Source organism: Niveispirillum sp. SYP-B3756 (genome assembly GCF_009495745.1).
Lineage (GTDB): Bacteria > Pseudomonadota > Alphaproteobacteria > Azospirillales > Azospirillaceae > Niveispirillum.
This window is the reverse complement of the sequence record NZ_WIDQ01000001.1, coordinates 512,559-525,004: the sequence shown is the minus strand read 5'-3', so window position 1 is coordinate 525,004 and position 12,446 is coordinate 512,559. Positions and strand designations below refer to the sequence as shown.

Below are 12,446 nucleotides of genomic sequence, written 5' to 3'. Positions count from 1 at the left end.
CGCCTTTCGGGGCCAAGCCTGGGAGTATAGGGGGCAATAATGCCGCAGGAAGCAATTGTCGTCGCCATCATCTTCATGGTGATCGTGGCGCCGGTCTGGATCATTTTCCACTACGTTACCAAATGGCGTATCGCCAAGACCCTGTCGGTTGATGACGAACAGATGCTGTCCGATCTCTGGCACAGCGCCGGCAAGATGGAGGACCGCATCCGCCAGCTGGAAAAGATCCTGGATGCCGAAGCGCCGGGCTGGAGGTCGAAAGCATGAGCAACGATCATCCAGGCTACGGCCGGGGCGGTGACTATCCACCGCCCCCCGGTTCCAGCCGTCGGCGCTATCGCGCCAATCGGCCGGGGCAGAAGGACTGGCAATATGAATTGCTGGGCAAGCGCCCGGAGCAGAGCTGGGGCGAATATCTGGGCTTCGATCCCGGCCGTTATGGCCGCCGCCGCAGGGGGGGCAGTGCCTATGTCTATGACAGCGGCGTCTATAGCCGCGGTGCGGAGCAGGAGGAGGACGCGATGGAACCGATCAATACCCGCTCACCCAACCCGCACAAGCTCTATCGCAGCCGCACCGATGCCAAACTGGGCGGCGTCTGCGCCGGCATCGCCGATTATCTGAATGTCGATAGCTGGATTGTCCGGCTGGTCTTCGTCATCGGTTTCTTCTGCTTCCCGCCGGTCTTTCTGTTCGGCTACCCTATCCTGTGGTGGATATTGAAGCAGCAGCCGCTAGGCCTTTATGAAAGCCAGGAGGAAGAGGTGTTCTGGCGCTCGGTTGCCACCAAGCCGGAACAGACGCTGTCCGCCCTGCGCAACAAATTCCGGCAGTTGGATCAGGAGATCGGCCGGCTGGAAGGTTTCGTCGCCTCGCGCGAATATGACCTGCACCGCCAGTTCCGCGATCTGGAACGGAAGTAACGGCCGCCCCCGGTCGGCCCCCCTTCGCAGCGGAGGCGCGCTTGTTCAACTCCCCCTTCATCATCCCGGTTCTGGCGCTCAGCATCCCCATCATTGCCATCGTGCTGCGCCATCTGCGCCGCTGGCAGGAGATTGATGTGCAGGCCGCCGAAGCTGAGCTGGCGCTGCGCCGCCGCTTCCGTGGCTTTGATGAGATTGACCGCCGGGTTGGCGATATTGAACGCTATGTCACCAGCCCGGAATTCGATCTGAACCGACAGCTGCGCGGCCTGGGCAACAAGCCCTGATTCGCCCCAGCACTGACCACCCCAGCCCTGAGGCCGGCCCCCATGTTCAACACACCCTTTATCATTCCGGTGGTGGCGCTGCTGATCCCCATCGTTGCCATTGTGATGAAGCACCTGACCAAGATGCGGGCCATGAAGCTGAACGGCCTGTCCGAAGGGGCCGCCGCCGAACTGTCCGACCGGGCCCACCGGCTGGAAGAACGGGTGGGCCAGCTGGAACGCATCCTGGATGCCGAAGCCCCCGGCTGGCGCGCCCGCGCATGAAAAACAAGTAAAATCAAATATATACCAATCCCCTTTGATTGTTGCCGATCAAGGGGATTGGGTGTTTCCTTAAGTGCCGGGTGGCGGTATCCGCCGCCTTGGCTGGGCACAAGAAAGGATACCCCGGCCAGTACCGGGGTATCCTTTATGGACGGGGGCGGAAAAGAGGCTCAGCCGCGCAGGCCGGCCCCGGTGCCCTTGGCCACGGCGGCCACCACCTTGGCGGCCACGGCTTCAATCTCCGCATCCGTCAGGGTTTTTTCCACCGGCTGCAGGGTCACGGTGAGCGCCACGGATTTGAAGCCCGGCTCCACACCCTTGCCTTCATAGATGTCGAATACGCTGACATCGCTGATCAGCGCCTTGTCGGCCCCCTTGGCAGCCCTCACCAGCTTGTCCGCTTCCAGGGCCACCGGGGCCAGGAAGGCGAAATCGCGGGAGACGGGCTGGAAGGCGGACAGTTCCAGCTTCGGCTTGGCGGTGCCCACCTTCTTCTTCGGCGCCGGCACGGCATCCAGGAACAGTTCGAACGCCACCACAGGGCCTTCTACATCCAGCGCCTCCAGCAAAGCCGGGTGCAGTTCGCCAAAGCGGCCCAGCACGCTGGGGCCCAGGCGCAGCACACCCGACCGGCCCGGATGGTACCAGCTTGGCGCATCGCGGGTGACCTGCAGGTTGCCGACCGGGGCGCCGGCGGCTTCCAGAATGGCCAGCGCGTCGGCCTTGGCGTCAAAGGCATCGACGGCGCGTTCGCCCTTGGCCCAGTTGCGCGGCACGGCCGTCCCGGCGTGCACGCCGGCCACCACCAGATCCTGGCCCTTCTCACTGCCATCGCGGAAGGCGGGCCCAACCTCAAACAACGACACATCGGCATAGCCGCGCGCGGCGTTGCGGCCGATGGCGGGCACCAGGGTGGCCAGGATGCTGGGGCGCATCACCGCCAGATCGGCGCTGATCGGGTTCAGCAGCCGCAGTTCATCCTTGTCGCCATCGAACAGGGCGGCGACCTTGGGCTCCACGAAAGACCAGGTCACCGATTCCAGCAGCCCGCGACCGGCGGCGGCGCGGCGGGCGGCAAAGGTGCGGCGCTGGCTGGCGGTCAAGGCCGGCTTCGGCGTGGAGGCATCGCGCGGCAGGGGGGTAGCGGGGATGCGGTCAAAGCCATGGACGCGCAGCACCTCTTCTACCAGATCGGCCTCACCCTCCACATCGCGCCGCCAGGACGGCACGGTGCAGCGCAGGACGCCCTCCACCGCGGTCACGCCGAAACCCAGCGTTTCCAGGATACGGCTTTGTTCGGCCTGGGCCACATCCACCCCGCCGAGCGCGGCGACGCGGGCCGGGCGCAGGTCGATGCTGCGCTGCCAGGCCGGTTCGGCACCCGCCATTGTGACGGCACCGGCGGTGCCGCCGCACAGTTCCAGGATCAGGGCGGTGGCGCGTTCCACGCTGTCGGACAGGTTGGCCGGATCCACGCCGCGTTCAAAGCGGTAACGGGCATCGCTGTCGATCTGCAGGGCGCGACCGGCTTCAGCAATGCGCACCGGTTCGAACGTGGCGACTTCCAGCACCACATCCACCGTATCGGCGGTCACGCCGGTCTTTTCCCCGCCCATCACGCCGGCCAGACTGATCAGCCCGGCATCATCATAGATGCCGATCAGGCCGGCGGGGGTGGTGTATTCCTTGCCGTTCAGGGCCAGCAGCGTGTCGCCGGCCACCGTGGGGCGCAGGGCGATGGCACCCTGCAGCTTGGCGGCATCGAACACATGTAGCGGGCGGCACTGGTCCAGGCTGAAGAAATTGGTGATATCCACCAGGGCGCTGATCGGGCGCAGGCCGACAGCCAGCAGCTTGTCCGCCAACCATTTCGGGCTGGGGCCGTTCTTGACACCCCGGATCACCCGGAAACCGATCTGCGGGCAGCCGGGATGGGCCAGATCAACCGCCAGCGGGCTGTCGAAACCGGGGGTGACGGCGGGGGCCGGCAGCGGCTTCAACGTGCCCAGGCCGGAGGCGGCCAGATCGCGGGCAATGCCGCGCACGCCGGCGCAATCCACCCGGTCGGGCGTCAGGGCGATTTCGATCACCGGGTCGCCCAGGCCGCGCCAATCGGCAAAGGCGGCCCCCACCGGCGCATCCGCCGGCAGTTCGATAATGCCGTTATGTTCCTCGGACAGCAGCAATTCGCGTTCCGAACACATCATGCCGCGGCTTTCCACGCCACGGATGGCCCCCACCTTCAGCGTATCGCCGGAAACCGGGATCACCGTGCCGGGGGCGGCGAACACCACCTTGATGCCTTCGCGCGCATTGGGCGCGCCGCAGACCACCTGCACCGGCTCACCGGCCCCGGTATCCACCATGCACAGGCGCAGCTTGTCAGCGTTCGGGTGCTTTTCGGCAGAGACGACATGGGCGATGCGGAAGCCGGCCAGGGCGGCCCCCCGATCCTCCACCCCTTCCACTTCCAGGCCAAGGGCAGTCAGCTTTTCCGTGATCTGGTCCAGCGTGGCGTCGGTATCCAGATGCGTCTTCAGCCAGGAGAGGGTGAACTTCATGGGAGGGGACCGTTATTGTCTGGCGCCCGATGACCGGGCGGGAAATCGCGTGGCCCCATCAATATCCGCAAAGCCCGGTCCAGATCAACGATCCACCCGGCAACCGCCGGTGCAGCCCTGCCCAGCCCTGGGCGGCGGGTGGGGTCACGCCACCGCCGCCCCGCTGCCATCCTGCATCATGGCGGTGCGGCCACCCTGGCCACGCAGGGCAAGATTATGCGCCAGCCGGCCAATGCTTTCCGATGCAGGCACGGTGGTCTGATGCGACATTTCATGCACCTGTACCCCGTCTGGCCCGACGATGATCATGGCGCAGGGGACCACCCCGCCGCCACCGCCGCCGCCCACCGGTTCCCCCATCAGCGAACCGCCGCCGGCCCCGATACCGAAGCTGGTGATCATCACGGGCACGATGGTGACATTGCCCACCACCACCGGCGTGCCCAGCACGCCATTTTCCAGGATCTGGTCGAATTCCCGCGTGATGGTGGTCATCAGCGCCTGGGTCGGATCGGTGGTAAACAGATTGGGCAGCATTGTGAAGCTCCGCTATCTTCCCGCGATGCAGCAAAATAGCATTACAACCATGAGGCGTAAATTAAAATATATCGGTGTATCTGGATGCATTCCGCCATGGAAACGCCACCGGGACTCCGGCGGCCTCGGCACAAGGGCTTAAACCCCCGCGCCGACACTGACATAGCTGGAAACGCCCCGGATATGTTCGTCCACCGCCAGCCGGTGGGACAGGGGGGCGAAGGCACGTTGGGTGCAGTCCAGGCGGGGACAGACGCGGCAATTCACCCCCACCGGGGTGGCCGCGTCCAGGTTGGACAGGTCCAGTCCATCGGCATAGACAAGCTGACCAGCGTGGGCGATGTCGCAGCCAATGGCGATGGCAAAATGGCGTGCCGGTTGTTTCCAGCCGCCACCGGGTTTCGACACGCTGCGGACGACGGAAAGATAGGCGCTGCCATCGGGCATCCGGGCAATCTGGGTTTGGATTTGCCCCGGCTGGCGGAAAGCATCATGGATGTTCCAGCGCGGGCAGGCACCGCCGAAGCGGGCGAAATGGAAGCCGGGTGCCGCGCTGAACCGTTTGGACATATTGCCCGCCTGATCGGTGCGGGCGAAGAAGAAAGGCACCCCTTTCGCCCCAGGCCTTTGTAGGGAGGTCAGCCGCTGGCACACCTGTTCATAGGAGGCTACGAAGCGTCGCTGAAGAATTTCGATATCATAATGAACTTCCCGCGCTGCCGTCAGGAACCGGCCATAGGGCATCATCATTGCGGACGCGAAATAATTGGCCAAACTGACGCGGGCCAGTCGGCGCGATTCCTCGTGCCCGAAATTACCGCGTCCGATGGCGGCTTCCAGTGCCGCCCCCTGGCCCAGCAGGGCTGTCTGTGCCGCCAGATGGAAGACACGCCCCGCCGGGTCCAGCATTTCGGAAATCAGCACCCGCCTGGAATGCCGGTCATAGCGGCAGATCGCCCCGCCCATCACCGGCTGCGGCATCATCCGTACGCGCACACCATGGCGCTTTTCCAGATATGCAGCGAGACTGCCCTGAAGATTGCCGCTGTCCAGGTCAGCGCTGATCCACATTTCCTCTGCCGCTTCCTCCAGCTCAGGGAAATGGTTCTGTTCGGCCTGGAAAAATTCCGACACTTCCTCCTGCGGGAAGGCCTGGGCACCGATCACCTGTAACTTGTCGCGGTCGGCCACCTTTTCCGCCAGCCCGCCCAGATCTTCCCGCGCTTCCCGATAGGCACGGTAGAGCGCCACCACCGCATGGCCCAGCGTGGGGGCGACGGCGGCAAATTCCTTCATATCCTGGGTCTTGATGTCGCCAGCTTCGAACAGGGGATCGGCGAAGACTTCGCGTAAGGAGGCGACCAGCCGCGTCTCGTCATCCTCCGCGAAGCTGGCCATGTCGATGCCATAGACAGAGGCGATTTTCAGCAGCAGCGCCACCGTCAGCGGTCGCTGGTTTGCCTCGATCAGGTTCAGATAGCTGGGGGAGACGCCGATCTCCTCCGCCATCTGCGCCTGGGTCATCTTCAGGTCGCGGCGCAGACGGCGGACCTTGTGGCCCAGCATCGCCTTCTTTTCAGACATGGGTGCCGACCTTCCGTGACGGGGGTTGGAAATGTAATATCATACCGGGAACCGGTCATTATTCCCGTACGCCCCAGAGCAGGTAGTTCACCTCCAGATTCGTGGGCGAAAGGCTGAATTTGTCGCTGATCGGGTTATAGGCGACACCGCTGATATCGCGCACGGCCACGCCGGCGCGGCGCAAACCACCGACCAGTTCCGACGGGCGCAGGAACTTCTTCCAGTCATGCGTACCACGCGGCAGCCAGCCCAGCAGATATTCCGCCGCGACCACGCCCAGCAGCCAGCCCTTGGCCGTGCGGTTAAGCGTGGCCATGAAGACCAGCCCGCCCGGCCGGGCCAGCTTGCCCACGGCATCCAGGAACAGGTCGACATCGGCCACATGCTCCACAATTTCCATGGCCAACACCACGTCGAACTGCTCCCCGGCAGCCACCAGGGACTCCGCCGTGGTGGCACGGTAATCGACGCTGACGCCGGTTTCGGCGGCGTGGGCAGCGGCCGTCTTCACATTTTTTTCCGCCGCATCCACCCCGGTGACGCTGGCACCCAGCCGCGCCAGCGGCTCGGACAGCAGGCCGCCACCGCAGCCGACATCAATGATGCGAATGCCTTCCAGCGGACGGGGCGCCTTGGGGTCGCGGCCATAGGCGGCACAGATGGCATCGCGGATATAGGTCAGCCGGACGGGATTGAACTTATGCAGCGGCTTGAACTTGCCGGCCGGATCCCACCATTCGGCGGCGATACGGCTGAACCGCTCGATCTCCGCCTGATCGATGGTGGTGCGGGCGGTGGCGGCGTTCATGGGGCTGGCTCCCTGGCAAGGGCGGGGGGTCTATGAAAGGATGACTTAGCGCAGCGGGACGACGACGTACAGGTGGCAGCTTGGCCACAGGGCGGGTCTGGCCCATCTATTCCGCCTGCCGTTATTCCCGAAGAAGCGCCCGATCAGCTTCCACTGACCGCCCATGGCGCCGGATGCTTCGGTCTGCTATCCCTTAAAACCCCGCCCCGGGCCGGGCCAGATAGTCCAGCTCCGCGGGCGTGCTGGTCCGGCCCAGAATGGCGTTGCGGTGGGGGAATCGGCCGAATTCAGCGATCACCACCAGATGTTTGCAGGCATATTCCAGGTAGGTCGGGCTCAGGGTGCGGCTGGCGAACAGGCGCACGGACTGGCGCTGATCCTCCATCGTCTCTGAATGTTCGAAAGGCAGGTAGAGGAAGGCGCGGTCATCATCGGGCAATTCCATATCCAACCCGCGCGCGACCAGATCGCGGGCAATGGCCAGGGCCTGCGCATCGCTGGCAAAGGCGCGTGGGGTGCCGCGAAAGATATTACGCGGTACCTGATCCAGCAGGATGCAGAGCGCCAGCCCGCCTTCCGCCGTGGCTGCCCAATCCGCCAGTTCCCCGGCCACGGCCTGTTCATGCAGGGGGCCCAGCCGTTCCGCCACTTCCTGGTCGAAATCAGGCCCGCCACCGAACCATTTCGACGGTCCGGCCTGGCGGAACCAGAAATCCAGCACTTGTCCGATCACATCCATGGACCTTCCTCCCTCAGGCAGCGGTGGGTACCTGGCGGGCCAGCCAGGGGGCCAGTGTGGTACGGGCCGCCGCTTCATCGCTAAACAGCAGATGGATACCGTCTGCGGAAATATCCAGCACGCTGAAGCTGATGGCCCCCAGATCCTGCAGATGCAGGCGGCCCTGGGCGCCCTGCGGCACGCCCTCCGCCGGGGCGATCAGCGCGCCACCGCTGGACAGGTTGCGCAGGCGGCTGTCCAGCCGGCGCCCACCCATTTCCAGCTGGGCCGGCATATCCACCGCCACCCGTTCGGCAATGCGGCGATCCACCTCCGCCATGGAGGTGCGGACGACGCGGACCAGGGTGGTGCGCAGGTCCGTCACGCTCTGCGTCACCTCCGTCACCGTGCCGCGCACCGTTCCAGCGCGGTCGCCGGTGCTGCCGGCCTCGGCCGATACTTCGGTGATGCGGCTGGAAACTTCGCGGGCGGCGTCGGCCGCCTGCAGCACATTGCGGCTGATTTCCTGGGTGGCTGCCCCCTGTTCCTCAATGGCGGCGGCGATGGTGCCGGAAATATGGTCCATCTCCTGAATCGTGCGGCCGATCTCCCGCACGGCGGCCACGGCCTGGCTGGTGACGCCATTGATCTCGGTGATCTGGCGGGTGATCTCCTCCGTCGACCGGCTGGTCTGGGTGGCCAGATTCTTCACCTCCGATGCCACCACGGCAAAGCCTTTGCCGGCCTCCCCGGCGCGTGCCGCCTCAATGGTGGCGTTCAGCGCCAGCAGGTTGGTCTGGCTGGCAATATCGCTGATCAGCTGAGCCACGTCGCCGATGCGGGCCACCGCATCGGACAGGGACAGGATGGTCTGCTGCGTTTCCTGGCCCTTGGTCACGGCATTGCGGCTGACCGCACTGGCATGGGCCACCTGTCCGCTGATCTCCCGGATGCTGGCGGACAGTTCTTCGGCGGCGGATGCCACGGTTTCGGCATTGTGCAGGGCCTGCTGGGCGGCGGCGGCTACATTATGGCTGTTCTTGGCCACCCGCTCGGCGGAAACGGCCATGGCGTCGGCATGAACATCCATCTCGCCGGCGCGGGCGGCCACCTGGTCCACGGCGGTGCGGGTTTCGCTTTCCACCTTCTGGGCCATGGATTCCAAGGCTTGGCGCTTCAGCCGTTCCGCCTCTTCCCGCTGGCGTTCCTGATCGGCGCGCAGGCGCTGGGCTTCGGCACCATGGGCCTTCAGCACCTCAATGGCGCGGGCCATGTCGCCGATCTCATCCTGCTTGCCCAGGCCGGGCACGGCCACCCGGTAATCTTCCCGTGCCAGCAGGGCCAGCGTGCCGGTCAGTGCCTCCAGCGGCCGGACGACGCGGTTCAGCACCGCCCACAGGCCGGCGGCAATGCCGGCAATCCCCAGTGCGATCAGCAGCTTGGCGATCAGGGTGGCATTATCCGCCGATTTTTCCGTCTGCGCATAAAGCTTGCCCGCGTTTTCCACCCCCAGATCGATCAGGTGGGTGATGCTTTCAGAGACGGGGTCGATGGTCTGGTACAGCCGGTTCTTGACGAAATCATCCAATGCGGCGGCATCCTTGGCCTGCAAAATGCCCAGCAGCTCCGTCACCCCGGTATCGGCGGGGCGGAACCGGGCGGCCGCCTGATCGATCAGGGCGCGTTCGCCCGCATCCGTGTGCGGCCGCGCCCGGAACAGTTCCCAGTTGCGGGCAATATCGCCCTTGGCCCGGGTGACGCTGGCCAGCCCTTCGGCCCAGGTGAAATTACCGTTGCGCACCTTGTGGGAGGCATCCACCACAAAGACGGCATAGGCATCGGCGATGATCTTCAGCTCCCGCTGCGGCACTACCTGGCCTTCATAAAGGCGTTCGGTATCCACGCGCGCGGCATCCAGTGCCCGCCAGCCGACCAGCCCATTGGCCAGCAACAGGCCTCCCAGGGCCACCAGAACTGCCATCAATATTATTTTATTCGTCAGCCGCATTATCGTTCCCCGTCTGCCGCCCATGCTGTCACGGTCGCGCTTGGTATACGAAACGGCTAATTATTGCCATTGGCGTAGAAAATCAGGAAGCGATGATTGAAATCGGTTGTTGCGAAATTCACAAGCGAAGAAAAATTTCCTTATAGAAATCTAGTGCCTATTTAATCATCCATTGCCCATTTCTTCTGCATTGTTGCGTAAACTAAGGCGGCGGGCCAGTTCCGCCAGGCATTCCTCCCGGTCAGGCCGGTAATCGCGCGCCGCCCACCAGCCCTCCAGACCGGCCAGAAGGATGCCCAGATCGGGGCCGGGCGGCACGCCCTGTTCCAGCAGGTCGCGGCCCTTCAGCGGGAAGGGGATGATCACCCAGGTGGCCGCCTCGGCCAGCGGTTCCAGCAGTTCCTGCGCTGCCGTGCCCCGGTCGGCAGCGGCCAGCAGCAGCAGGTCGCGGTACAGCTCTGGCCCCAGTTTCTGCAGGGCGTGGCGCCGGCTGGTCACCGTCAGATCGGGATGCACATCCACCGTCGGTGCGCAGAGTGCCAGCAACTGGTTGCGCTGGTTGTTGGACAGGCGCAGCCGCTCGGCCGTGTCGGCTGCCCCCACGGGGCCGGGGGGCAGCAAGGCGGCCAGATGCGCCATAGCCCCGGCCTCCCCCAGCACCCATTCCAGCCGGTCCAGTGCCTCCAGCCGTTTCAGGCGGGTGGCGGTGGGCAGGGTCTGCGCCACCACCCCCGCCTCCAGCATCAGCCGCCAGATCTCCACCGCCCGGTCCAGCCGCAGGATGGCCAGCAGCTCCTTGGCGATCCGCTCCCCCGACAGGCCGGGCAGCAGCGGCGCCAGTGTGGCACAGGCGGTAAAGCTGTCGCGGTCTGGCGGCCCCTTGCCGAACCGGCCATGGAAGCGGAAGAAGCGCAGGATGCGCAGCACATCCTCACCAATGCGCTCCCGCGCGTTGCCGATGAAGCGCACCCGCCCGGCCCGCAGGTCGGCCAGCCCGCCAAACGGGTCGAACAGCTCGCCTTCGGGCGTCAGCGACAGGGCATTGATGGTGAAGTCGCGCCGCTGCGCATCCTCCAGCCAGTCTTGGCAGAACATCACCTTGGCATGGCGGCCGTCGGTTTCCACATCCCGGCGCAGGGTGGTGATTTCATAGCTGGCGCGGCCGACCACGGCGGTGATGGTGCCATGGTCGATGCCGGTGGGGATGGTGCGGATGCCTTCCTGCTTCAGGCGGCGCATCACCTCTTCCGGCAGCAGCGGGGTGGCAATGTCAATATCACCCGGCTGCAGGCCCAGAATGGCATCGCGCACGCAGCCGCCGATCAGCCGCGCCTCTTCCCCCGACCGCATCAGCACTTCCAGGATGATGCGCGCCCCCTCGCCGGCTGTGGCATGGATGGCCCCCGCCAGATCGCGGCCGGCAGGGCCGGCATGGGGCTGCCCCTCGCTCATGCCGGGCTCACCCTTTCAGCCCGAAAAACTCAAGCTGCCAGCTCATCTCGCTGTCGGACATGGGGTAGGTGTCGCCACCCCGCGCATTCAGCACGGAGGCGGGCGGGATATTGGCCACGCGCAGCTGTATCTGCCGGCAGAACCGCATGGAGAGTTTGGCCCGCCAGCAAAGCGCGGTGACCGCCCGCGCGCTCTGCCCGCCAATGATCTTGTCCACCGCTTCCAGTGGCACATTGGCCCGGAGCGACAGGCCAGCCAGCACAAAGCCCCGGTCGCCGCGCGTCAACGCATCGGCCATGGCGTCCTCGTCCAGCTTGCCGGCAGCGTGCAGCTTGCGGGCCCGGTCCATCGGCCGTTCCTTCGGCGCATCCGTCGTCAGCTCATCCACCAGGCCGAGCGGTTCCGCCCCGCCACCGGCACCGGGCCGGGCGCTGGCGCGGGCCAGATCGGCCACGGCCCCGCGCACCGCCTTGACCACCGTGTCGGGCAGGTCGGTGCGGCTTTCCAGCACGCGCACCAGTTGCTGGCTGACAAAGCCGACAATGCGGGCGGCCGCCTTGGGCGGCAGGCTGGGCCGGCGCACCAGCGGGGCGTGCCAGGGCTCAAACCGGGGGGCCATGTCGATGATGCGGTCCAGCGTCTCTTCCCGGATCTGAGCCGACTGGTTGGCCAGCAGGGCCGCCACCGCCGCCTCGCTCTCCGTCCGCGCCACGGCGGCGGAGACATTGCCCGACAGGCCGGCGCGCTCGGCAATGGCCACCAGCTTGCCATCCATCGGCTGGCCGGCAATGATATCCAGCAGATCGTCATCGGTCAGGATGGGCGAATGGCGCAGCACCGGTCCGCTGACCGACAATTCCAGATCGCGCGCCAGTTGCTGGATGATATGGGCCGGGGCGCCCGTCTGATCCTTCAGCGCGTCGGCCACCACGCGGCGCACGGCGGTGGCCTGATCGCGGGCCAGAGTCTCCACGATATCCAGGGTCATCCGCTCGATCTGGCCCACCCGGTCGGCGGGCAGCGAGGGCACCAGTGCGGCAATCTTGGCCGCCAGCCCGCTGCGCACCTGTTCATCGGGATCATGGGAGAGCAGCAGGTCGGCCTGACGCGGGGTGGCGTTGTTGCGGGCGATTTCCCGCCGCACCTCCGCACTGGTGTCATTGGCCAGAAAGAACAGGATTTCCGGCTGGGTATCGGCCCGGCTGGCCAGCAGGCGACGATCACCGGCGTCCTGGCTGGCAGCCAGACGCTTGGCGGTATCGTAATCAAGGCCTTCCGTTTTCTTGTTCATTTACCCGACCATC

Annotated in this window: 12 protein-coding genes; 4 read left to right on the top strand and 8 right to left on the bottom strand. The window is 65.5% G+C overall.

What is annotated here, in order from left to right; translation table 11 throughout:
• Positions 1–39 precede the first annotated feature (39 nt).
• Genes pspB through GE253_RS02480 form a run of 4 tightly spaced genes read left to right on the top strand, consistent with a single transcriptional unit; the run spans position 40 to position 1,474 of the window.
• Positions 40–267 carry an envelope stress response membrane protein PspB gene (gene pspB / locus GE253_RS02495; RefSeq protein ID WP_153202522.1) on the top strand — a complete coding sequence of 76 codons (228 nt, stop codon included), beginning with the start codon at positions 40–42 and terminating at the stop codon, positions 265–267.
• On the top strand, positions 264–923 hold the full coding sequence (pspC, locus tag GE253_RS02490) for an envelope stress response membrane protein PspC (RefSeq protein ID WP_153202521.1): 660 nt from the start codon (positions 264–266) through the stop codon (positions 921–923). The genes pspB and pspC overlap by 4 nt, the downstream gene beginning before the upstream one ends.
• 41 nt (positions 924–964) lie before the next feature.
• On the top strand, positions 965–1,210 hold the full coding sequence (locus GE253_RS02485) for a hypothetical protein (RefSeq protein ID WP_089290279.1): 246 nt from the start codon (positions 965–967) through the stop codon (positions 1,208–1,210).
• A 42-nt stretch (positions 1,211–1,252) separates the two neighbouring features.
• The gene (locus GE253_RS02480; RefSeq protein WP_089290278.1) at positions 1,253–1,474 is read left to right on the top strand and encodes a hypothetical protein; all 222 of its coding nucleotides are present in this window, start codon (positions 1,253–1,255) and stop codon (positions 1,472–1,474) included.
• A gap of 170 nt (positions 1,475–1,644) precedes the next feature.
• Here the strand turns inward: GE253_RS02480 and pheT are convergent, their stop codons facing one another.
• The 8 genes from pheT to GE253_RS02440 form a co-directional block, all read right to left on the bottom strand.
• On the bottom strand, positions 1,645–4,035 hold the full coding sequence (gene pheT, locus GE253_RS02475; RefSeq protein ID WP_153202520.1) for a phenylalanine--tRNA ligase subunit beta: 2,391 nt from the start codon (positions 4,033–4,035) through the stop codon (positions 1,645–1,647).
• 144 nt (positions 4,036–4,179) lie between these two features.
• On the bottom strand, positions 4,180–4,572 hold the full coding sequence (locus GE253_RS02470; protein ID WP_153202519.1) for a spore germination protein GerW family protein: 393 nt from the start codon (positions 4,570–4,572) through the stop codon (positions 4,180–4,182).
• Between the two features lie 138 nt (positions 4,573–4,710).
• Positions 4,711–6,156 carry a short-chain fatty acyl-CoA regulator family protein gene (locus GE253_RS02465; protein ID WP_153202518.1) on the bottom strand — a complete coding sequence of 482 codons (1,446 nt, stop codon included), beginning with the start codon at positions 6,154–6,156 and terminating at the stop codon, positions 4,711–4,713.
• Between the two features lie 58 nt (positions 6,157–6,214).
• A complete protein-coding gene (gene ubiG / locus GE253_RS02460) occupies positions 6,215–6,964 on the bottom strand; it encodes a bifunctional 2-polyprenyl-6-hydroxyphenol methylase/3-demethylubiquinol 3-O-methyltransferase UbiG (protein ID WP_153202517.1) in 750 nt (249 codons plus the stop codon).
• Between the two features lie 193 nt (positions 6,965–7,157).
• Positions 7,158–7,703, bottom strand: coding sequence for a DUF924 family protein (locus GE253_RS02455; RefSeq protein ID WP_153202516.1), 546 nt, complete (start codon positions 7,701–7,703; stop codon positions 7,158–7,160).
• A gap of 13 nt (positions 7,704–7,716) precedes the next feature.
• Positions 7,717–9,690 (bottom strand): methyl-accepting chemotaxis protein, encoded by a 1,974-nt coding sequence (locus GE253_RS02450; protein WP_173012455.1) that lies wholly within the window; start codon positions 9,688–9,690, stop codon positions 7,717–7,719.
• A gap of 165 nt (positions 9,691–9,855) precedes the next feature.
• A complete protein-coding gene (locus GE253_RS02445) occupies positions 9,856–11,142 on the bottom strand; it encodes a CCA tRNA nucleotidyltransferase (RefSeq protein WP_153202515.1) in 1,287 nt (428 codons plus the stop codon).
• A gap of 7 nt (positions 11,143–11,149) precedes the next feature.
• Positions 11,150–12,433 carry a DUF2336 domain-containing protein gene (locus GE253_RS02440; RefSeq protein WP_153202514.1) on the bottom strand — a complete coding sequence of 428 codons (1,284 nt, stop codon included), beginning with the start codon at positions 12,431–12,433 and terminating at the stop codon, positions 11,150–11,152.
• Positions 12,434–12,446 lie beyond the last annotated feature (13 nt).

What these genes read in the sequence shown, in the direction of transcription:
- pspB (WP_153202522.1), top strand. Translation starts at nt 40, where the DNA reads ATGCCGCAGGAAGCAATTGTCGTCGCCATCATCTTCATGGTGATCGTG.
- pspC (WP_153202521.1), top strand. Translation starts at nt 264, where the DNA reads ATGAGCAACGATCATCCAGGCTACGGCCGGGGCGGTGACTATCCACCG.
- GE253_RS02480 (WP_089290278.1), top strand. Translation starts at nt 1,253, where the DNA reads ATGTTCAACACACCCTTTATCATTCCGGTGGTGGCGCTGCTGATCCCC.
- pheT (WP_153202520.1), bottom strand. Translation starts at nt 4,035, where the DNA reads ATGAAGTTCACCCTCTCCTGGCTGAAGACGCATCTGGATACCGACGCC.
- GE253_RS02470 (WP_153202519.1), bottom strand. Translation starts at nt 4,572, where the DNA reads ATGCTGCCCAATCTGTTTACCACCGATCCGACCCAGGCGCTGATGACC.
- GE253_RS02465 (WP_153202518.1), bottom strand. Translation starts at nt 6,156, where the DNA reads ATGTCTGAAAAGAAGGCGATGCTGGGCCACAAGGTCCGCCGTCTGCGC.
- ubiG (WP_153202517.1), bottom strand. Translation starts at nt 6,964, where the DNA reads ATGAACGCCGCCACCGCCCGCACCACCATCGATCAGGCGGAGATCGAG.
- GE253_RS02455 (WP_153202516.1), bottom strand. Translation starts at nt 7,703, where the DNA reads ATGGATGTGATCGGACAAGTGCTGGATTTCTGGTTCCGCCAGGCCGGA.
- GE253_RS02450 (WP_173012455.1), bottom strand. Translation starts at nt 9,690, where the DNA reads ATGCGGCTGACGAATAAAATAATATTGATGGCAGTTCTGGTGGCCCTG.
- GE253_RS02445 (WP_153202515.1), bottom strand. Translation starts at nt 11,142, where the DNA reads ATGAGCGAGGGGCAGCCCCATGCCGGCCCTGCCGGCCGCGATCTGGCG.
- GE253_RS02440 (WP_153202514.1), bottom strand. Translation starts at nt 12,433, where the DNA reads ATGAACAAGAAAACGGAAGGCCTTGATTACGATACCGCCAAGCGTCTG.